Source organism: Streptomyces sp. ISL-98, assembly GCF_018614055.1.
Lineage (GTDB): Bacteria > Actinomycetota > Actinomycetes > Streptomycetales > Streptomycetaceae > Streptomyces > Streptomyces spiramyceticus.
Genome location: NZ_JAGGPB010000033.1, coordinates 38013 through 58248 on the forward strand (window position 1 = coordinate 38013; position 20236 = coordinate 58248).

Genomic DNA, 20236 nt, shown 5'->3' on the forward strand with positions numbered 1-20236 from the left:
GAGTATCAAGCCATACAGGAGCGGGATGCGACGTAGACGACCGTGGTGACTCGCTTCAAGATGTTGGCCCCGACCAAGGCGCGCCACTCATGCGGATGAGCCGCTTCCCCCGATCCAGTACAGGGCTGTGTCGACGTCTCGTGCTGTCCATCCTGCTGCCTGCTGGCCGCCCTCGATGAGAAGGCGGTCGAGGAGGTCCATGTAACGGCTGTACCGTCCCGGAGTACGATGTGCCGCTTTGGTGTCAGTGAGGGATGTCAGTGACATCACGTCAGATGCTTGCTGTTGCGGCTGGTGGGGGCCTTGCAACGTGGTGCGGCGCACTGATACGGGGTGGCATTCGGGCTCGTCGGCACTGTCATGAGGCGGTATCTCGCCTGGGTGGTTGTTGACACGGAAGCGGTACTTCTCAGGATGCCCTCACCCGGACGCCGTTCTACTTTGAGATGAAAGGCCGTCACCGGGAACTTGCGGCTTCCCGCAGTGTGGCGGCTTCCCTCAAGGAAGGGGCTGCGCCATGACTGAGAATCCTTCCGCACCGACCGTCGTCGAACCGATCTCGGACGTCTACCTGCAGTCACTGATCATGATCTTGAACGAGGTCGGTGACGAAGCGCGGATGAGTAGCATCGTGCTTCAGACAGCAGGTGGAATGGTGCGAGGAACGTTGATCTCGTTCAGCGCATGGACAAAGGCATGGGGCGATCAGTTGCGGGCTGCTAGCGGGAACGCCGCGCCGTTGGTCGCCGAACTCGACCAGTGGATCGACAACGCGTACGCCGAGCTGAACGCCGAGCATGGTGATTGCCCGTCCGACGGGCTACCCAGCTACCTCCACCTTGCGGACGTGACCATTGTCCTTCCCGACGGCAACAAACTGACGGCCCCCCTCTGGCGTGGTCCGGTGCACGCAGTGACGGGCTGGACCCTAGGCCAAGCAGCACGCGCGGACTGACTCTTCAGTTGGTGGTGACTCCTACTGCTATAGATCGCATGACGGCAGGCAGGCTGCGCGGCCTCCGCGGCAGTTGAGAGTGATGGCGCCGCCTCTCCCTGCATCGCGGAAGCTCCGCGCTGCGTCCCCATCAGCCTTACGCACCGACACATGAACTCCCCGGGCGCCCAGCGAGTCGTGGATGAACACTGTGATTCGATGGCACGCGCTGCGAGGGGAAATACCGCTAGGAGGAATACGTACGCGGTACGAGCTCCACGTCTGGACGTCACGGTGGCCGACGTGCCCCAGTTCGGAGAAGGCACGGCACCCGCAGCTGGATGAGCAAGGCTTGCTCACCGGTCAGACGACCGGAGCAAGCCGGTCGGCAATGACGTGCGGATGGCAAGCGTCCGAAAGCCAGCTAGAGAATCTTGCGCGAGATGGCAGCACTTTTGGCCGCGCATTCGACTCCATGGTGTGAACACAACTTTGGGGCAGTGGACGGGCTGGCTATGGCCGGCCGTCCAGCAGCCGCAGCCTTGGCTGGTGCTGTGTCTGGTTACCGCTCTTGCGGGCGCCTCCGCCTTCTTGGCCGAATGGCAGCGCAGAGCCACGCTCATTGCGCTGGTGAGAACTGCTCCGGCCGGCACGGTGGTGGTTCAAGGCCGCGGGCGAGGGGGCCCTGCCATGCAGGTACACGTCGGCGTTTCGTCAGAAGCTGATCAGGGGGAAACCGGTGTGACGCAAGGAGATTCGAAAGCGGAGCAGGTGTCCGCGCTATGGGAGCGAGAAGCGGACGGGTTGCTTCGCTTCGCGATGGTGCGGGCCGGCTGTGACCAGGCCGCTGCCGAGGACCTGGTGCAGCAGACGTTCATGGCGGCTGTTCAGGCATGGGAGTCACTCGCAGGCCGTGAAGACGAGGAACGGCACAACTGGCTGCGCAGCGTGTGCCGCAACAAGTGGATCGACGGCATCCGGCGGGAGAGCAAACTGGAAAGTCTCCAACGGGATGTGGAACGGCTCTATGCCCGCATAGGGCCCGACCCTGCTGACGCGGTCATCGCCCGTGACGATCTGGACCACTGCTTGCAAGTGATTCGAGAGTTTCCCTCCAGGCGCAGAGAGGTCGCCCTGCTGTACTTCATCGAGCAACAGTCCGTGCTGCGCATCGCAGAGCTGCTGGACATTCAGCCATCGGGCGTGCGCAAGCACGTGGCCCAGGCCCGGCAGGCTCTATGCGCTGCTGCTGGGTGGACCTTCGACGAGGAGTCGGTGGAAACCGGCGCGTCGCGAGGGCGAGAGGAGGAGCAAGCATGACGGACAACGGACAGAGCAGCTCCATCGACACCGACATCATGATCGGCAACCTGTTGCACCAGGCCGAAACCGCGGTATCAATCGACACCGAGCGCCTGGACCGGGGCAAGCAGCGACTGCTCGACTGGATGGCAAAGACCGAGGCACGCCCCACCTCAACGGCTTCACGACTTGCTGAGGACGGCGAAACCCCGGGGGCGGCGGAAGGCCCAAGTCGGCGTACAGACGACCGCCCCACACACCCGGCAACGGGGGAAAGTGGCGCGGCACACCGTGAACGCCCTCTTGGCCAGGTGGTCTTCTTGACCGTCGCGGAAGTCTCCTCAGTGATGCGTGTTTCCAGGATGACGGTGTACCGGCTGGTTCACACTGGACACCTGCCCGCTATACGCGTGGGCCGGTCCTTCCGCGTCCCGGAACAAGCGGTCCACGAGTACTTGCGGGACAGCGCGTCTATCGAATCTCTCGACCGGCCCTGACGCATGCTTTCCCGGGCGAACACCCGCCCGGGAAGCCGCCAGTCCTGTAAAGCGGCCTTCCGCCAGATGAGGTTCCCCCGTTGTGCGGGAGGTGCTGATCAGCTGGTCAGGGAGGGGTGACGGGGTTTCAGGTTCGCTTGTTCGGCCGACGCCTGGTCGGTGTAGTACTTCTCCTCGAACTCGATGGGGCTGAGCCAGCCGAGCCGGGCTTGGATGCGCCGGCCGTTATAGAAGCCGTCGATGTACTCGAAGAGTGCAAGGTTCGCCTCGGCGCGGGTGGCGAAGACGCGGTCGCGGACGCACTCGGTCTTGATCAGTATCCACAGGTTCTCGGCCAGAGCGTTGTCGTAGGAGTCCCCGACTGACCCCATGGACGCCTCAATTCCCGCTCGCAGCAGGCGTGTTGTGAGCTTGATGGATGTGTATTGACAGCCATGGTCCGCGTGGTGAATGAGCTGTCCGGGCTCGACCTCCCGGCTGGCCAGGGCGTACTCCAGCGAGGACAGGACCAGGTCCGCGTCCGCGCGGGCCGAGGTCTCCCAGGCGACGACGCGGCGGGAGAACGCGTCGCGGATCGCGGACAGCCACAGAGGGCCTTCGCTGGTGGAGACCATGGTGAGGTCGGTGACCCAGAGCCGGTTCGGTGCGAGTGCGGTGAAGTCGCGCTGCACCAGGTCCGGGGCCAGGGTGGCCTTGGGATCCCGGCGCGTGAAGCCCGTGCGGCGCGGGCTGATGCCCGCGAGGCCGTCCTCGCGCATCAGGCGCTCGACCCGCTTGCGGCCGACGTGCAGGCCCTCACGCTTCAGAACGGCGTGCACGCGCGGTGAGCCGTAAATCCCGCCGGAGTCGGCATGGATCCGCTGAATCTTCTCCGTCAGCTCAGCGTCCTGGCGGCGCCGCTCGCACGGCTCCCTCTCGGCGCGGCGCCAGCGGTAGTAGGTGGAGGAGGCGATGTGCAGTTCCCGAAGTACGGGCTCGACTCCCAGATGAGGGTGCTCGTCGAGGAGCGTGGTCACCTGGGCCGGGTCGGGTCGAGCTGCGCGGCGAAAAAAGCCGAGGCGGTCCGCAGGACTTCGTTCGCCCGCTTGAGCTGGGCGTTCTCCTTGCGCAGGGCCGCGAGTTCCTCGCGCTCGCCGGTGGTCAGCCGGTCGTCGCGTTCGCCGGCATCGGCCTCGGCCTGACGGATCCAGGTCCGCAGGGCCTCGGGATGGACTCCGAGGTCGACGGCCAGCCGCTTGATCTGCGGCTTCGGTTCGGTGGTGCGATACATCCGCACCGCACGCTCGCGCAACTCCAGCGGATACTTTCTGGGGGCAGCCATGGTCAAAGGTCCTCTCATGAGTCCCATCTGACCCTCTGTCAGCCTCCGCCGCATCTCGGGGGAACCTCAAGACCGTACGACAACTGGCGGGCCACAGCGCGCTGAGCCCGACTGCACGGGCGCGTCTCTGGGCCCGAACGCCGATTCAGAGGCGCCAGGGCAGGGGTGTCAGGGACTGAAGCCTCCAGTCCCTGACCGCGAGCGCCGCCGGAAGTGGCGTGCTCGTTGTGCCCGCTGAAGGCGGTGGCGTTCGCCGGGGGCGCCCGGCCAGGGCTCCGCAGCGGCCCAAGGAAGGAGAACGCCCCCTGTCGCCGTGAAGCAAGGCCGGACAGGGTGCGTCGGCGTTTCGCCTACGGGGCGGGTTCGAAGTGGACGTCGGTGGTCGGGCACTGCTCGGCAAGGTTGAGCAGCTCGGCCTGTTCCTGCGGGTCGATGGTCAGGTTCCAGCGGAGCTTGGTTCCGGTCCATTCGGCGGCGTACTGGCAGTGGACTTCGACGCTGGGCGGCATCCAGGTGCCGGGGTCCTGGTCGGACTTGCTGCGGTTGGACCTGGCGGTGACGCCGACCAGTGAGGTGGGGGCTGTCAGATCGTTGGCGTATGCCTCGCGGCGCTGCGCGGTCCACGCTGATGCGCCGGAATCCCACGATTCGGCGAGCGGCACCATGTGGTCGATGTCGATGCCGGAGGGGCCCGATACCGTCGTCGCGTCGTAGTACGAGAACCAGGTGCCGCCGGAGAGCTTGCACCCGGGGCCGACGGTTGGCGGCTCGACTGCCTCGGCAATCAGTACCTCGTTGCGGGTGTTGCAGCCGTCCGAAGGGTTCTGTCCGGCGTTCCAGTGGCGGAACTTGTCGCGCGTGTAACCCTCGCGGGATTCATCGGCGAGGTCGAGCTGGTGGACCGCGACGCTGAGCGGAAGCATCTCGGCGGCGTGCGCCGAGGGGGACATGGTGACGGGCAGGATGGCGAGCGCGGCGGCCGTAGCGGCGCGCAACAGGTTCTTGATCACGCAAGTAGGAATAGCGCTGTACGAGCCGCCAGGTGACCAGGATGCCAGGCTGCTCACCCGCCCGGGTGGTGTGGTTCACCGAAGAATCGATGCCCCTGTCCCGTGAGAAGAGGGAGGGTGAAGTCTTCTCACACGTTCCGAATCTTCGGCGCCTGCCGGTTGTGCCGTCTCAACGGGAATGCATGACGGGTCGTAATGACAGCCCTCTGACCTGCGAGGATGCATTCTGTGCCGTCGGCGGGGGAGAGGGCCCCGGCGGGGACTTGGGCGGCGCGGGGCCCGGTGAGCCGGATGCGGACATCCAGCAGCGGGTTTCTCTGGTGGCTGACTGCGGTGAGGTGGACGGACAACGGGGGCCGGGCCCGCCCGGACGCGGTGCGCGGTGCCTGCTGCACGTCTGCCCACACCACCGCGAGGTCCCGTTGGGACAACAGTTCTCGGGCCCATGCTGCGAGCGCGGAACGCTGTTCGCGCAGACGTAACTGAAAGGCGCGGGCCTGGGCGATATGGCGGCACATCGGACACAGGGGACGGCTGTCGTACTCGGTCAGCGGCTGTTGGCAGTGGGCGCCGCATTCCGGGCACTGCCGGGGCTCCGTGCGCCGGGCGGCGGCCGCCGCGAGCTGCCGGGCGCTGGAACTGGTGGGCCGGGAGTAGGCGAGGGCGTACAGCTCGGTGCGCTCGGATTTTCCCCGGTAGTTGAGCGCGTTGACGTAGGCGCTCGGCGGCCCCTCGGGGCTGCGGGGCAGGTCACAGCGGGCGAGTTGGGTGCGGGTGGCCAGGATGCGCGGCGGCACGTGCCGCCATCCTTCGTAGGTCACCGGCTCGGCCGGGGGAGTCTCGGTTGTCATGCTGCCTTCCTGCTCAGGCGGGGGTTTTGGGCGTGCCGACGGTGGCCGGTGGCATCTGGGGCGACAACGGGCTGACGTGCTTGGTCCTTGGCGATGTCAGTAAGTCTGGCAGCCGGCAGCCGGGCCTGGACGTCGATTCCGCCATGTCAGCAGACCGGGACACCTCACCTGGCCAAGATGTACTGCCTTCTACGCCCATCCACATTACATTTCAAGCTAGATGCAACATGCTGTTCTTACAGGTGAGTTGAGGGCAAGTCGGGGTCTGACATTGAAGTGGTGCGATAGGGTGGCATTACATTTTGGAGTGTGAGGGGAAGCGATGGCTGCCGCTGCAGAGCTGGACTCGGATTCATCCGTGGGGGTGGACAAGGCGCGTGGTTCGTTCACGAAGCTCGTGGCTCAGGCCGAGGACGGCCACGCCACGCGCCTGAGTCATGAACGGACCGGGCACAGTGCGCTGCTGGCGCCGGTGTCGCGGCTCGGGTCCGATGTTGTGGCGACGTTGCGGAGGGTGTCTTTGACGGAGGCCCGTCCCCGGCTGGGGGCCCTGGTCGAAGAGGCAGCGGACGGGGCGCCGTGCGTGCTGGAGCGGCGGGGGGCGGCGGTGGCCGTGCTGCTTGCCGACCTCAAGGTGCCAGAGTCCGCGCCGGTGGCGGACAAGCGGCGGCCCAAGCCCGCCCTGCTTGCTGATGTCCTGCGTTCGACTGCTGCTGACGAGCCGGATGCGGGGTTGTCGTTCGGTATGCCGTCGCTGGACGCCGCGGTGCGGGGGCTGACCGCTGGGCGGCTGGTCGTGCTCGCAGCCGCCCCCGGCGCGGGGGGCAGTCTTCTGGCGGCGGCCGCTGGGCGCACCACCGCTATCGGTCAGCAACGGCCGGTTCTCTATGCGGCCTCGGGGCTACGGCGCGACGACGTGGCAGCCAGGATGGTGGCCGGGCACCTCACGCTGGACTATCAACAGCTGCGCACCCGCACCCTGGCGCCGGAGCAGCAGCAGGCAGCGGACGCGTACGCTGCCCGCCTCCACGCCCCCCTCTACATTGACGACGACTCACTGCTGACAGCGGAGTTGGTCACGGAGAGCGCTTCGTGCATGGGCGAGGTCGCGCTGGTAGTCGTTGACCGGCTTCAGTTCCACGAGCGGCAGGGCGTCGCTCTGTCAGGCGGCGCCCTGCCGTCGGCCGCCCGCGCTCTGGTGGCGCTGGCCAGCCGCCTGCACGTGCCGGTCCTGGCCGTGCTGGACACCGATGACCCGCAGGCCCTCGCCTCGTTGCACCCCGACGTCACCCTCACCCTGACCCGCAAGGGTGCCCGTGCCGAAGTCGCCGTATGGGAACGCGACTTCGGCACGGTGGCCACCGTGCGCCTGCATGCCGAACTCGCCCGTGCCCGGTTCACCGAACTGGACGCGACGGCAACCGATACGGGCGAACGAGCAGAAGACGGCTCGCAGCTCACGCCCGTCCCCGTCCTCGCGGGCGTCCAGGCCAAGCAGAGCCCTGTGTCGGAGCCCGCCGGAGCTCCGGCCCAGGCTGCGGGGCCACAGCGGGCCGCCACCACGGTCCCACCGGCCCGCGAGAACTCCGTGCACACGTCCGCTGTTGTGGCGCCCGGGGGCCTCGCTGCTGAGCAGGAAGCGCCCACCTCGCGCCGTCCCGGCGACTGGCCCGCCGGTACCGCCCGCCCGGCCACCGCCCCCGCCCCCGCTGCTGCGCCCGCCGCTCCGGCCCCCGCCCCTGACTGTGCTGTCGGGGCCGTGGCCACTTCGGCGGTCAGCGCGGAGGGTGTGAACGAGCAAGAACAGCACGAGGCCCCGGACTCCTCGCGCAAGAGCCGCCGCTTCGACTACGGGCCTTTCGCCGTTCTGGACGGTGAGGGCTCCGCCTACCTCGCGGGCGGACGCTCCCAGGCGTGCAAGGCGACAACGCTTGTGGAGATGGCGCAGTGGGCCCTCGCCCGGCCCTTCGGCACCCCTCGCGCCACGCCCTACGCCGCAGACAGGGACCCCCTGATCGTCCTGATGCCCAAGGCCGCCGAGCTCCTCGGGCTCCCCGCTCTCCCGGATGCGCGCACCCGAGCCCTGCCCGTCGGCCATCCGCTCCTCGACGAGATCACCGACGCGGGCTGGCAGACAACCCGGCGCGGTGACGACCCGTGGTTCAGCTCATGGCCCAGGGTCTACCAGCCGATGAAGGGCGCACAGCGCGAGCGCCGTTCGGTGCAGTTCGCCATCCTCTCCTGGGGTGCGCTGAGCAAGGACGGCTGGCCGCTGCCGTACGACGACGAGAGCGGCGACTTCACCGTGCCCGTCACCGACGTCGTCGCGTTCCTCGACGCCTACAGCCACGCCGGCACCACCCCGGTCAGCTCCGCCGCCGCCACCTCGCAGGAGCTGATGAAACAGCTGCGCCCCAGGACCCGGCCCTGGAACTACGCGCAACCCGGCGAGCAGCCGGACGTGCGCCCGGCGTGGGTGAAGGGCGCCCTGCACGCCGCGGTCGACCCGGCCCCGTGCGAGGTGCCCCCCGAGCACCCGCTCGCCCGCGACCGCACCGATCCTTCGCAGGCCCTCAACGAGGAGGCCTGGTCCTGGTGGCGGATGCCCACCAACGCTGAGCGGGCGCTGGGCAATGTGGTGACGGTTGACGTGTCGTGCGCCTTCGGCGCAGGCGCCAACCGCACCACGGTGGGACTGTGCGCCCCCTACCACCTGCCGGAGGCACGCTTCGACAAGAAGCTGCCCGGCAGCTGGTACGACGACCTGTCCCAGGTCCGGATCCCGAAGGGCCTGCCGAACCCCTTCACCCCGGACGGCAAGACACCCACCGGTCCCGGCTGGTACGAGACCCGCAGCATCGGCTACGCCATCGAACTGGGTCACCGGCCGGGCCTGCTTCAGGCGTGGGTGCGTCCCTCCGCAGAGCAGGCGGCGGTTCTGGGCATCGCACCGCACCCGCCGATGCTCATCGACCCCGACGAGGACGGCCACAGCAAGTACCCGCCCGTCCCGCCGTTCGGCAACGGCAACTACCTCACGCCCTGGTACGAGCACCTGCGCGACGGCCTGATGGCCACCTACGCACGCCTGGGCATCGACGCCAGGCAAAAGGGCGAGGACCCCGCCGCCTACGACCAGCGGTTCCTGGCCGCCATGGCCCGCCTGGAAGACGAAGAGTTCCGCGCACGGCACGCGACCGACCTGCAGGTCCTCAGGGCGGTCAAGGCCACGTTCAAGTCCGGCATCGGCAAGTTCCGGGAGCGCGACCGGCGCACCGGAGGCCGCTCCCGCGACCCCCACTCTCCCTGGCCGGCGCTGAAGAGCCCGCAGTGGCGGCCGGACATCCGGGCCGCGATCATCGCCCGCTCCCGGGTCAACATGCACCGCAAGATCCTCGCGACCATGGAAGCCACCGGCGCGGTGCCGCTCGCGATCCGCACCGACGCCATCACCTACGCCTCGGCCACCGACGACATCCTGGGACTGGTCGGGCACAAGGGCGGCTTCACCCTCGGCCCCAACCCCGGCTACGTGAAGCCAGAACCCGTCCACACCATGGACTGGTACCTGCACTACGCCGACAAGAACATCAACCCCGCCTCCAAGATCAAGCACCTCGACAGCGACGGAGACGAGTGATGGCCCTGCGCTTTCGCACCCCCGAGCGCCAGGACGCAGCCGCCCTCCGGCTCTTCGAGGCCCTGGAGAAGACGGCCGGCCAGGCCCGGGCCGGCCTGCTCGCCCGGGCCCGCGCAACCCTGCCCGCCCGCCTGCACACACCACACGCGCAGATCGCCTACCTCCACCGCCGCACCGGCGGCAGCACCCGGAAGGTGGCCGACATGCTCGGCGTCCACCCCGAGACCGTCCGCCGCTACCTCAAGGGCCTGCGCAAGCACCCCCCGGCCGACTTCGCCAGCCGACTGGAGAGCGCGGTGCGCGGCCTGTACCGGCCGCGCACCCGGATCAGCCAGGCACAGGTGGACGCGGCGATGTGCGCCCGCGGCCTGCGGGTCAACATCCGCGCCTCCTTCGGTTTCTCCGGCCCCGGCGGCACCAGCGACGACCCCCGCGAGCGGTGGCTGAACGAAGACCTCACCCGCGAGGCGACCCGCGACCTGGTGGCCGCCTGGCACGCGGGAGCCACAACCCGTGCACTCGAGCTCGTCAGCCACGGCGTCACCAGCGCCTACTTCGACCTCGAACCCGGCATGGAGAGCGACATCTCCACCCTCGCCTACGTCGACTTCGAACTCTGACCACCTGCCCAGGCCCGCGCCCGCCCCCCTTCTTAAGGACAGCCGCGCATGTTCATCCCCGCACAGCAGCCGGAACGCAAGAAGCTGAAGAAGCACCAGAGGACGGCTGTCCTGGCCGCGCTGCACACCCTGCGCGAAGAAGACTCACGCTGCCACATCGTCGCCCCCTGCGGCACCGGCAAGACCCTCATCTGCGCCCGCCTGTGCGAGGACCTCGCCGCCTCCGGCCACGCCCACCGGCGCCTGATCCTCTTCCCCACCCTCGACCTGCTCCTGCAGAGCATCCGCGTCTTCCAGGCCGACAGCGCCCACCCCGGCGCCCTCATCGCCGTGTGCGGCCCCCTGGAGGGCCTGAGCGAGCTGGGCGTGCCCCGCGCGGGCAGCCCCGAAGAACTGGCCGACATGCTGACGGGACTCGACCACTACACCGTCTTTGCCACCTACGCCCACCTCGTCGACAGCGGCAACTTCCACGGCACCCTCATCACCGCCCACCGCCGCGGCATCATCCCGCCCTGGGACCTGATCGTCTGCGACGAGGCCCACCGCACCTCCGGCAGCCTCGACAAAGCGTGGTCGATCGTCCACGACGACGAGGAAATCCCCGCCGCCCGCCGCTTCTACTGCACCGCCACCCCCCGCATCTGGTCCGCCGACCCCAAGTACGCCGAAACCCTCGCCCCCCGCGAGAACGGCCTCTACCTCGTCGCCAGCATGGACAATCCGGATATTTACGGTCCTCGTGTGTTCGAAATGCAGCTCAGCGAAGCCATCTCCCACAACCTCGCCCGCGACTACCGCATCGTCCTCGTCGCGGTCGACCACCCCGACCTCCAGCCCAGACTGCGCCGCACCCGCACCGCACGGGCCACCGACCAGGTCGCCCTGATGAGCCTGGCCACCGCCGTCCTCAAAACCTGCGCCACCTACAACGTCCGCAAAATGATCACCTTCCACAAGGCCATCGCGGATGCCACCGAGTTCATCAAGACCCTCATCTCCACCGCCGACTCCCTGGACGGCGAGGTCACCGAAACCTCCCACGGCCCCGTCGCGCTGCGCCCCGAAAGCCTGTGGGCGCACGCCGTTTACGGCGAAGCCCCCGACCGCTTCGACAAACTCGCCACCTTCCGCGCCGAGCCCGCCCCTGCACACCTCACGATCCTCGCCAACTCCCGCCTCCTCGGCGAAGGCGTCGACGTCCCCACCGTCGACGCCCTGTGCTTCGCCTCCCCCAAAGCGAGCGTCACCGACGTCGTCCAGGCCCTCGGCCGCGCACTGCGCCTGCACCCCGACGGCTCCGACACGGCCACCATCCTCGTGCCCGTCTACCTGGCCGCCGGAGAAGACCCCAAGGACCTCCTCAACGCCGACTCCTTCCAGCCCCTCTACGACATGCTCATCGCCCTGCGCTCCCACGACCTGCGCATCGCCGACCGCATCCCCACCACCGAACTCACCACGCCGGCCGACCAGACACCGCCGGCCGCCGCCGGCAGCGAGCCGCCGCTCCCCGAGCAGAGCGCCGAACCCTCGGTGGAACTCACCCCCGACAGCCGCACCATGCCCCCGTTCGGCGGCGGAGGAGACTTCCCCGAGATCGTCGGCACCGACGGCACGATCCTCACCCCCCGCGAGATCCACAACGTCATGACGCTGCGGACCTTCAAACCCCACGACATGCCCAACGACTGGATGGACATGACCCACCTGGTCACCGCCTACTGGGAAGAGCACAACCACCTGGCCGTCACCCGCGCCCAGGCCGCAACCCTGCAGACCGACCCCCACCGGGTGGACCTCTACACCTGGCTGGAGACCCAGCGCATCGCCTACCGCAAGGGCGAACTCAAGGAATGGCAGACCCTCTTCCTCAACGCCCACGGCATGCTCTGGAACCCCGCCGAAGCCAACCGTGACACCTTCATCACCTACGCCGAGGAATGCGCGGCCGCCTGCGCAGGACTGGCCGTCCCCGTCAGCTACACCGCCTCCGACGGCACCAAAGTCGGCGAGCGCCTGCGCAGCTACCGGGCCAGCGCCAAGAACCACACCATCGACGCACGTCTGCGGGCAGAGCTCAACCGCATCGACCCCAACTGGTACCCGGCCTGGGACTACCGCTGGCAGACCAACTACCAGACCGCCGCCCACCGCTACCGCCACAACCAGAGCCTCACCCAACCCGGCGACGGCCGCGCCTACCGCACCTGGCTGCGCCACCCCGGCGACGACCTGACCATCGACCAGGTGGAACTCCTGCACGAGATCGGCTTGGCCGACGACGACGAAACCATTCTGACGGGCTGACACGGGCCACATGGACAACGGCGGTTGTCGGGAAGAAGGTCTTCGAGTACCCGCTCGCCCAGGCCGTCGAAGACGGACGCGTGGCGGGACTACCGCATCGTGGTGCCCCCCTCCACCGTCTGGAAGCGGACCGTGCGCTGGGGGAGCGCCCGGGCCATGCTCATCGGCGGCTGCGACCTGATCCGGCTGGGGGAGCGGCAGAGGCCAGTAGGAACGATGACGGTCCCCGCCAAGACAGGCGAGCAGGACGTCCTCGGGCATCTGCAGGACCGGCGCACAGCACACCAGTTGGGCGGGGGAAATCGCGCCGGTGCCATCGAGCCATGCGGCGACCGACGACGCCAAGAGCGGCGCTTTCACACCTGGCGAGCAGAGGAGCTTGGGTCCCGCCCGTCAGATGACCTCGACGGCCAACCCGAACTCGTAGTTGAGTCCGTCCTCGACTTCTTCGTCGATGTGGCGGAACCAGGTGGAAGTCACCACGACGTCTTGTCCGTCCACGTGGTCCTTGCACCACTGGGCGGCCTGCAGCAGCGCCTCGGATTCGTACCGGCCGAAGAAGCGCAGTACCGGCAGCGCATCCAGTTCCGTCTGACAACCCGTCTCTAAACCTCGGAAGCTAAGGAAGACTGCTGACATGAGCCTCGTTGACAACGCCCGGTACCGGCACGACGCCATTGCCCAGGCGGTCGGATTCCCTGCCGACTGGACACCAGACTCCACGTCGTTCGAGGTAGGACACAAGCCGTTTGTCCAGGCGTGGGAAGAGGCTCGTCGTCTACGTGGCCAGGCCACTGGAGGCTCTCTCCAGGCTGGGGCGTACGAGCGTGCGGTGACCAAGCTGGAATCCCTGTGGAACGACCTCCGCGACCGACCTCCGTACTGGTCAAGTGAGTGGCGCGATCACGAGGTTTGAGGACGGGTTCTGGGTGTCCCCGACCACGGCAGTCTGCTCGCGAAGGAAGTCCACGGTGGAGGGTGTGAGTTGGGGTGTTCCGTCGGGGGACGGCTGCGGTTCTTCCAGCGTCAGGGTCATGCCGCGACGGTAGGACCGCAACTGGCTGGGCTTTGCGAGCCGCGTAGTGGCGCGGTGCCAGATCAGCCGCTCGGCGTACGCCTGGTGTGGAGTCTCCGCGGCCGCCCCTGCTCCCCGTACCCGAACTGGAATCAGCTGCGCGGTGGGCTGTGCCGCGCAGCCCGGACGCTTTCCTCCAGCGCGGCCATCAGATCCACCACCGGCACGGCCTCCACCAGTTCGGCCAACTGCCCGCCTCCGGCCTTGGCAGCCACCAGTTGCTCTAGGGCCTGCCCGTACTCGTCGTGCACCTCGCGCACGTCGATGCCGGTCAGCTCTCTGATCAAGACCTCGGCCAGCTCCAGTTCCCGGTCCGTGACCGGCGCCGACGGTGCGAGGTCACCTGGCTCGCGCAGCTCGTCCCCCCAGAGCAAGGTCTGGAGAACGAGGACACCGCGCCGTGGCCGCAGCACCGCCAGGCGCTCTCGGCTCCTGATGGCGATCTTGCCCACGCCCACGTAGCTAGTACGGGCGAGCGCCTCGACGAGCAGGGCATACGGTCGCTCAGCCCCCTCGCCGCCGGGACCGGCGTAGTACGGCTTGCCGTAGCTGATCGGGTCGATGTCCTGGCTCGCGACGAAGCCCATGACCTCGAAGGTGCGCTTCGTCGGCAGCGGAAGGTGCGCCAGATCCTCTTCCGTGAGCGGCACCACCTGGCCCCCGGGCATCGTGAAGCCGCGCCCGACTTCTTCGTACGGGATTTCTCGCGGCCCTCGGCCCGGCAGAAGCGGCGGTGTTCGACTCTGCTGCCGTCGGCGGTGTGGATCTCATGAAGCCGAACCGTGCGCTCTTCGATCGACACGGACACGCGGGTACGACCCGCTACGCTTCTTCACCTGGAGAGTGCTTCTTTCCTTGCAACTGACAGGACCCTCGACAAGTCCCATCGTTGCAGGTCAGTGGCACTCTCCATTGATCAAGGCCCGGACGGGCCCACTCGCGAAAGCCCGAGGCTAGTCTCGGGCTGCCGCGACAGAGGGTGGATGCGCATGGGGCTTGGGCCCCACGGCGAAAGCAGGGTCGAGCGGGTGCGCCGGTGCGCGTCCGGCTGGAAGCCGTTGCGGGCCACCGCCCGCAGCAATGCGAAGTTCTGCCAAGGTCTCAGCCGTCCGTGCTGAAGAGGTAGCCCCGCAGGCGCCAGGGGACAGGCTCGCCCTCGGGGGCTTCGTTGGCGGGGGCCAGGGCGTAGACGGTTGTTCCGGTGCCGTTGACGGCCAGGTCGGCCAGGCCCTCGCCGAGATGCACGGTGCTGATGGTGCCGTCTGGGGCGACTCTGCGAATGCGTTGCTTCTCGGGCGACGTCTCCATCAAGCCGTCGGCGATGTAGAGGTTCCCGGCGTCGTCGAAGTCCAAGCCCGTGGGGTAGCAGAGAAGAGCGCATGTCGCCGGCACGCCGTCGGCCTCCTGCGTGCCTCCGCCAGCCACTGGTGTGCTGCCGGTCGAGCTTTCAGCCGGCAGGCGGCAGACGACCCCGCGGTCGGAGTAGCTGATCACGGTGTAGTCGGCGTTGTACGCGGCCATCGCGGAAATCCAGGGAAGCTGGTCGCTGGGCAGTGCGTCCTGCTGTCTGACAGTGACATGGCCGTTGGGTTCGATGCGCCAGAACTCGAATTGCTCGTAGTCTCCGAGCCGTAGGCGGGCAAAGACGTGAACGGTTCCCTGACCGTCCACGGTGACCGCTACAGGCCGGGGCATGGAATCCAGAGTGATGACGCGTTGGCGGGCGTCGGCGATGGTGTGGATGATTCCGTCGGGGGTGACCTTGCGTACCCGTCCCTCGCCGGCAACGGCGATGAACAAGGTGTGTGAGGCGCGGTCATAAGCGATGTCGGCCAGGTCGGGCAACCGGGCCTGCGTCGCGGGCACGCCGTCTTGGTCGCTTTGTCCGCCGCCGGCCACCGTGCTCATGCCGGCAGGTGTTGCCTTCCAGATCCGCTGCGCGTCGGGCTCGGCTACGTAGAGGGTCTCTTCGCGCCCGCACGCCAGCCCACCGGGGCTGCGTACGTTTTCGTTGACCGCCGAGACGAGGGCTGTCAGTCTTTTTTTTCGGCAGCCGAATAAAAGTAATCCGCCTTCTTGTGCAGCTTCTCGAAGAGTTCTTGCTCCTTTTGTTCCCTCTTCTGGGGGTCTAGGTTGGGGATTGCGCCAACCATGTGTTGAATCTGGAGCCTGAGTAGCTCCTCGGTGATGCAATCCAGCTTCACGGTAGACAGCGAAAGCCCGTAGGCAAATACGTTGTTCACCCCTGACGTGAGACCGTTGTAATCGAATTGATACTGCCACACGAACGAGTCCACGCGAATGATGGAGTTTTCGTCGAGTGTGACCATTTGCCGTTCCTCTTTGTACTCCCCGGCGCTGACATGGCCGAGGAGGATGTCAAGGGAGCCCTGCAGTACATCAGCAATGATGCTCTTGAAGTCTGGATCGCTATTACGGAGCCCCTTATCGATGACACCGCTGACCATTGTGTTCGGCACGTCGCTGACCTTGACGTAACTTCTAGCCTCGAACCAGTAGGGATCGGCCTTGACCCTCACAGGCCCAAGCGAAGCTTCAGGAAGTTCCTTCATTCTCTCCTTGAATGCATCGGTCTTAGCAGCTGCCAGCTTATCGAGGATGCCTAGAGTGAATTTCAGATCCTTCTTCTGCTCCTCACTGCCAGTGAATTTTTTGACGATATCCTTGATAGCGGCCACCGATTTCCCCTAACGGGCATATAGCCTACTTCTGAACGGGCACGTACGCATTGCTGCCTGATTTATTCATTCCCGCGCGGGCCAACAAGAACTCGCCACACCTGGCAACTTCACTCTGACGGTCCAGGATCTCGGAGAGGCGCGCGTCCTGTCTGCTGCCGCCTCAGTCGTTCTGGCTATGGGCGGCGTCGCCCTGGCTACCCCTGCCGCCCATGCCGACAGCCACGCTTGCCTGGAGGTGCTTGAGGGACAGCCGGGGGACGTGGATAGCGGCCTCTTCGTCTGCCTTGGCACAGGGCAGGGGAGCTTCACGGAAGAGCATTGCGCGGAAAGTTTGCTGCAAGGGGGCTTCACTGAGGCCGTTGCACAGAAGGCCTGCGCCGCAGCGAAGCAGTAACCCGGCCCCGCAGAGCCCGAAGAGGACAACGCCGCCCCGGGGCACAGCGCACCCGAGCGCTTTCTGGAGTAGGGAACCCAAGCAAGATCAATTCCACCGGGATTTCCTGTACCGCAACTACTCACACCCGAGGAGAGCGAGGCGCAAGCAACGATGACGCCATCTATCGCCGGAGAATCGACGCCACCAAGCCATCAAAGTCACACTCGTCGTCCACGAACACAAGCGGCTCGGACGCGGCATCGAACTCGCCATGCTCGCCGAGGAACTGAAGGCGAGCGATGTCGGCCTGGAGTTCCTCACCGGGGAACTGAAGGGCTCGCACGACCCCTCCGGCATCGTGTTCACCGTGCACTCGCCGACACCTCCCGCAACAGCATCGCCTACGGCGTCTGCCCGAAGAAGCCCCCTTCCGCACCCGCGACTGCGCGTGCGGCTGTGGCGAGACCACCACCCACGACTTCGTCCCCGGCCACGAACTCCGCGCCATCCAGGCACGAATCCGCGAGCACTTCAGCGGCTCCACGCTGGCTTTCATCACCTGGCTCGACAGCGAACTCCCGCCCGCCAGGCCGCGTGACCTGAGCGCACCGCCCGACACCGCTGAGGGCCCGGGAAGACATCCCGGGCCCTCAGTCGTAACTCTCAGCTACTTGTCGTCTGGTGTCAGCTTCGGGAGTACAGGGCCGTTTCGACCGAAACGAGGTTGAGGCGCCGGCCGTGCGCGGCGGCCGGCGACGTGCCGTAGCGCCCACTCAGCTCGCCCCGTTGCTGCTGGCCCGTGGCATCGCCCTGGCTGACTACTCCGGACCCTGGGCGCGCACGAGGAGCGTGCCCATGCCTTCTGCGTTCGGCGGGGGCAGGATGCGGGCGTCGATGTCGGTGAAGCCGTGGCGCTTCAGCAGGTCCGCCCACGCTTGGGGCGTGTACTGCCAGCGCAGCACGGTCAGCTCGCGCTCTCGGCCTTCGAGCCATTTGCCGCGCATCGGCTGCGCCCCGTACGCGCCGGGGACCGGCTCAGCCTGGCTGAAGGCGAAGACTCCGCGGGGTGTCAGGCACTTGGCGACGATCGGGAAGAGGACTTCTGGGTCGGTGAACCACACAGCGCCCCACACGGAGTAGATCGCATCGTACGGTTCTGCGGTGGACGCGAGGTGGTCGCACACGTCCTCGTGGACGAAAGACACGCCGGGGACGTCCTTCCACCATCTGCGGGCGCGCTCGACCTGGGCGGGGGAGAGGTCCACGCCGGTCACCTCAACCCCTTGACGGGCCAGGACCACAGCTTCCTTGCCCTCCGCCGGCCCGAGGTCCAGGGCCCGGCGTGGCTGCCCGAGCAACTCAACCCCGGGCCCGTGGCCGGGGTACTGGGTCCACTCGAACCGGTCGGCCACCGGGGCGGGCTGCTCACCTTCCCCCCGGTAAGGCATGTACGTGTCCCAGTATTCGGCCGGGGTGTGGGGTTCGCGGGGCATGACGCTCCTCGTGGGGGCAGCGGGGCCAGTCTTTCGAGCTGGCCACCGTACCGGTGCTGCCTCCCGCCCACGGGTGAATGACTCGACGATGCCCGTACCGGCGTGCGCGAGGGCCCGGGGGTGCTCACAGCGCCCCCGGGCCCGACCGGTTGTAGCGGTTCAGTGGCAGTTTTCGCCCGGCCGGCACGGGCCGCACTTGCCGTAGTCCGCCTCCCACAGCTTCCAGTCGACCTCGAAGCCGTTGTCGGCGATGATCTGCGCGGTGCGCTCGACGCTGCCGTCGTACTTGAATTCGATCTCCGGGATGTGTTCCAGGAACTTGCCGTCGAAGTGCTCGTGGCAGAAGTCGCGGTAGTTCTTGGTGTCCAGGATGAAGACGTGGACTGCGATGTCGACCGTCCGGCCGCAGCACAGCTCCAGGCCCTGGCCCCACTTGTCGATGGCCGTGATCAGGTAGGAGACGGCGGCGTGGAAGAGCCGTGTCGCCATCACCTCGTCGAAGGGGTAGTCGCGCATGAGGAGCTGGATCTCACGGTCCCAGACCTCGGGCTTCACGTAGTCCCGCGGGTCACGGACTTTGGTCTCGACTGCTGTCGCCATGCTGTCCTCCGGGATGTGGGGGCCCCACCCGAAGCGGGGCCACGCCCCAAGCACAGCGTCGGCCGCGGCCGCCTGGTGGTCAACTTGCGCAGGGTGCACGCCGTTTGCAGATGCTGCACACGCCGTATACACCCTGCTGAACGGGCCCCTACCGTGGACAGGCAGCCCTGTCGGCCCCTGGCGAGTGGGAGGCCCCCTCGTGCGCACCGATCCGCTCTGGAGCTCCGGCAAGGTCAGCATGCTCATCGCCCGCCAGGACCCCGGCGGGCTCATACGGATAGGGCGCGAGCACCGGGGTTGGCGGCAGGCAGACCTCGGAGCGCGCATCGGCTGCTCCGCGTCGACCATCTCCCGGCTGGAACAGCGCCGCAGATACGCGGACCTGGCGCTCATCCGGCACGCCGCCTGGGAGGTTGGCGTGCCGACGCATGTCCTCGCAGCGTCGCTCGGGTTAGCCGGGACGCCAGCCGCTAGAGTCGTGGCGGACGGGCCACGCTGTGCCGAGGAGGACCCCATGCGTCGCCGCACTTTGCTCGCTGCCGCCAGCCTCACGGCCCCCGCCGCTCTCCTGGCCGGCGTAAAGGACGCGCTCGCCAGCACGCCTGACCCCACGGGCTCGCCCTTCCCCCTGGAGACGCGCATCACCGCTGCCCGCGGCTACTTCGACGCCGGTCAGCACAGCAAGCTCCTCAAGACGTTGCCTGGCCTGCTGGCCGACGCGCGCAACGCCGCCCAGAGCCGTCAGGAGGTTGATCTCGCCCGTCTGTCGGCGTGCTACAGCCTGACCTCCCAGGTGCTGACGAAGATCGGCAGTTACGACCAGTCGCGGCTCAGCGCCGACCGGGCGACCATTTACGCCGAGCTGTCCGGCTCGCCCCTCGTCGCCGCGGCGGCGGCCCGGGAGCTGAGCATCGTGCTCCGCCACCAGGACCAACAGGCCGCCGCCCAACGGCATATCCTCGACGCGGCCTCCAGGGTGGAGGGAACCGGGCTGAAGACCGGCGCGCAGGCTTCGGCGTACGCGCAGATGCTGTGCACCACCTCATACACTGCGGCCCGGGCCGGTGACCGAGATCAGGCTCTGACGATGATCCGTGAAGCCACCCGGGCCGCCCGAGACCTTCCACAGGAGCCGCCCGAGGGCCGGCTGTTCCCCATCACCCCGGCCGCCGTCGATTTGTACGCAGTCGGTGTGCACTGGGCGCTCGGTGACGCGGGCGCCGCCCTCGAAGCCGGCCGCGGTCTGCGTGCGGCCCAGTTCAAGACGGCCGAACGCAAGGGGCGCATGCACACTGATCTTGGCCGGGCGTGGTGGCAATGGGGTAAGCCGGAGCAGACGGCCGCCGAGCTGCTGTCCGCCCTACGTGTGTCGCCGGGCGAGGTCCGCGACCGACCAGCCATCCGGAAAATTGTCAGCGACCTGCGCTCGCGGCACGCCCAGGTAACTGGAGTACGCGAGCTAGCCGCGGCCGTCGGTTCGAGTGCCGCCTGACCGAAGAAGGCCG

At 67.6% G+C, this 20236-nt stretch carries 18 protein-coding genes; 7 read left to right on the top strand and 11 right to left on the bottom strand.

Going from position 1 to position 20236, the window contains the following annotated elements; genetic code table 11:
- Positions 1 to 517: 517 nt before the first annotated feature.
- From J7I98_RS22090 to J7I98_RS41210, 3 genes are all read left to right on the top strand, one after another.
- Positions 518 to 955 (top strand): hypothetical protein, encoded by a 438-nt coding sequence (locus tag J7I98_RS22090; RefSeq protein WP_214923203.1) that lies wholly within the window; start codon positions 518 to 520, stop codon positions 953 to 955.
- A 669-nt stretch (positions 956 to 1624) separates the two neighbouring features.
- Positions 1625 to 2254, top strand: coding sequence for an RNA polymerase sigma factor (locus tag J7I98_RS22095; RefSeq protein ID WP_214923206.1), 630 nt, complete (start codon positions 1625 to 1627; stop codon positions 2252 to 2254).
- Between the two features lie 293 nt (positions 2255 to 2547).
- Positions 2548 to 2733 (top strand): helix-turn-helix domain-containing protein, encoded by a 186-nt coding sequence (locus J7I98_RS41210; RefSeq protein WP_308377891.1) that lies wholly within the window; start codon positions 2548 to 2550, stop codon positions 2731 to 2733.
- Between the two features lie 98 nt (positions 2734 to 2831).
- Here the strand turns inward: J7I98_RS41210 and J7I98_RS22105 are convergent, their stop codons facing one another.
- From J7I98_RS22105 to J7I98_RS22120, 4 genes are all read right to left on the bottom strand, one after another.
- On the bottom strand, positions 2832 to 3749 hold the full coding sequence (locus tag J7I98_RS22105) for an IS3 family transposase (protein ID WP_214923219.1): 918 nt from the start codon (positions 3747 to 3749) through the stop codon (positions 2832 to 2834).
- Complete coding sequence (locus tag J7I98_RS22110; RefSeq protein WP_214923235.1) at positions 3746 to 4054, bottom strand: transposase; 309 nt, start codon at positions 4052 to 4054, stop codon at positions 3746 to 3748. The genes J7I98_RS22105 and J7I98_RS22110 overlap by 4 nt, the downstream gene beginning before the upstream one ends.
- 350 nt (positions 4055 to 4404) lie before the next feature.
- Positions 4405 to 5064, bottom strand: a complete 660-nt coding sequence (locus J7I98_RS22115; RefSeq protein ID WP_214923238.1) for an HNH endonuclease family protein — start codon at positions 5062 to 5064, stop codon at positions 4405 to 4407.
- 128 nt (positions 5065 to 5192) lie between these two features.
- On the bottom strand, positions 5193 to 5915 hold the full coding sequence (locus J7I98_RS22120; protein ID WP_214923241.1) for a hypothetical protein: 723 nt from the start codon (positions 5913 to 5915) through the stop codon (positions 5193 to 5195).
- 322 nt (positions 5916 to 6237) lie between these two features.
- Between J7I98_RS22120 and J7I98_RS22125 the strand changes: the two genes are divergently transcribed.
- From J7I98_RS22125 to J7I98_RS22135, 3 genes are read left to right on the top strand one after another with little or no spacing between them, the layout of a single operon-like run.
- On the top strand, positions 6238 to 9555 hold the full coding sequence (locus J7I98_RS22125) for a DnaB-like helicase C-terminal domain-containing protein (protein ID WP_214923256.1): 3318 nt from the start codon (positions 6238 to 6240) through the stop codon (positions 9553 to 9555).
- Positions 9555 to 10175, top strand: a complete 621-nt coding sequence (locus J7I98_RS22130; RefSeq protein WP_214923259.1) for a helix-turn-helix domain-containing protein — start codon at positions 9555 to 9557, stop codon at positions 10173 to 10175. Before J7I98_RS22125 ends, J7I98_RS22130 begins: the two co-directional genes overlap by 1 nt.
- 48 nt (positions 10176 to 10223) lie before the next feature.
- Positions 10224 to 12485 (top strand): DEAD/DEAH box helicase, encoded by a 2262-nt coding sequence (locus J7I98_RS22135; protein WP_214923262.1) that lies wholly within the window; start codon positions 10224 to 10226, stop codon positions 12483 to 12485.
- A gap of 393 nt (positions 12486 to 12878) precedes the next feature.
- Here the strand turns inward: J7I98_RS22135 and J7I98_RS22140 are convergent, their stop codons facing one another.
- The 7 genes from J7I98_RS22140 to J7I98_RS22170 form a co-directional block, all read right to left on the bottom strand.
- Entirely contained in the window at positions 12879 to 13124 is a 246-nt protein-coding gene (locus J7I98_RS22140; RefSeq protein WP_214923265.1) for a hypothetical protein, read from the bottom strand.
- A 247-nt stretch (positions 13125 to 13371) separates the two neighbouring features.
- Positions 13372 to 13521: a hypothetical protein gene (locus tag J7I98_RS22145; protein ID WP_214923268.1), complete on the bottom strand. Its 150-nt coding sequence runs from the start codon at positions 13519 to 13521 to the stop codon at positions 13372 to 13374.
- A gap of 131 nt (positions 13522 to 13652) precedes the next feature.
- Entirely contained in the window at positions 13653 to 14285 is a 633-nt protein-coding gene (locus J7I98_RS22150) for a Ku protein (protein ID WP_285438066.1), read from the bottom strand.
- 376 nt (positions 14286 to 14661) lie between these two features.
- A complete protein-coding gene (locus J7I98_RS22155; protein ID WP_214923285.1) occupies positions 14662 to 15468 on the bottom strand; it encodes a hypothetical protein in 807 nt (268 codons plus the stop codon).
- Positions 15469 to 15593: 125 nt separating this feature from the next.
- Positions 15594 to 16259, bottom strand: coding sequence for a hypothetical protein (locus J7I98_RS22160; RefSeq protein WP_214923287.1), 666 nt, complete (start codon positions 16257 to 16259; stop codon positions 15594 to 15596).
- 1197 nt (positions 16260 to 17456) lie between these two features.
- Positions 17457 to 18131 (bottom strand): trans-aconitate 2-methyltransferase, encoded by a 675-nt coding sequence (locus tag J7I98_RS22165; protein WP_214923290.1) that lies wholly within the window; start codon positions 18129 to 18131, stop codon positions 17457 to 17459.
- A gap of 159 nt (positions 18132 to 18290) precedes the next feature.
- Positions 18291 to 18731, bottom strand: coding sequence for a hypothetical protein (locus J7I98_RS22170; RefSeq protein ID WP_214923293.1), 441 nt, complete (start codon positions 18729 to 18731; stop codon positions 18291 to 18293).
- A 199-nt stretch (positions 18732 to 18930) separates the two neighbouring features.
- Between J7I98_RS22170 and J7I98_RS22175 the strand changes: the two genes are divergently transcribed.
- Positions 18931 to 20223 carry a helix-turn-helix transcriptional regulator gene (locus tag J7I98_RS22175; RefSeq protein ID WP_308377890.1) on the top strand — a complete coding sequence of 431 codons (1293 nt, stop codon included), beginning with the start codon at positions 18931 to 18933 and terminating at the stop codon, positions 20221 to 20223.
- Positions 20224 to 20236: the final 13 nt, after the last annotated feature.

Bases quoted from the DNA above. Each gene is read 5' to 3' on its own strand.
- J7I98_RS22170 (WP_214923293.1), bottom strand. From the start codon at position 18,731: ATGGCGACAGCAGTCGAGACCAAAGTCCGTGACCCGCGGGACTACGTG.
- J7I98_RS22135 (WP_214923262.1), top strand. From the start codon at position 10,224: ATGTTCATCCCCGCACAGCAGCCGGAACGCAAGAAGCTGAAGAAGCAC.
- J7I98_RS22110 (WP_214923235.1), bottom strand. From the start codon at position 4,054: ATGGCTGCCCCCAGAAAGTATCCGCTGGAGTTGCGCGAGCGTGCGGTG.
- J7I98_RS22155 (WP_214923285.1), bottom strand. From the start codon at position 15,468: ATGAGCACGGTGGCCGGCGGCGGACAAAGCGACCAAGACGGCGTGCCC.
- J7I98_RS22120 (WP_214923241.1), bottom strand. From the start codon at position 5,915: ATGACAACCGAGACTCCCCCGGCCGAGCCGGTGACCTACGAAGGATGG.
- J7I98_RS22090 (WP_214923203.1), top strand. From the start codon at position 518: ATGACTGAGAATCCTTCCGCACCGACCGTCGTCGAACCGATCTCGGAC.
- J7I98_RS22125 (WP_214923256.1), top strand. From the start codon at position 6,238: ATGGCTGCCGCTGCAGAGCTGGACTCGGATTCATCCGTGGGGGTGGAC.
- J7I98_RS22095 (WP_214923206.1), top strand. From the start codon at position 1,625: ATGCAGGTACACGTCGGCGTTTCGTCAGAAGCTGATCAGGGGGAAACC.
- J7I98_RS22165 (WP_214923290.1), bottom strand. From the start codon at position 18,131: ATGCCCCGCGAACCCCACACCCCGGCCGAATACTGGGACACGTACATG.
- J7I98_RS22130 (WP_214923259.1), top strand. From the start codon at position 9,555: ATGGCCCTGCGCTTTCGCACCCCCGAGCGCCAGGACGCAGCCGCCCTC.
- J7I98_RS22140 (WP_214923265.1), bottom strand. From the start codon at position 13,124: ATGTCAGCAGTCTTCCTTAGCTTCCGAGGTTTAGAGACGGGTTGTCAG.
- J7I98_RS22145 (WP_214923268.1), bottom strand. From the start codon at position 13,521: ATGACCCTGACGCTGGAAGAACCGCAGCCGTCCCCCGACGGAACACCC.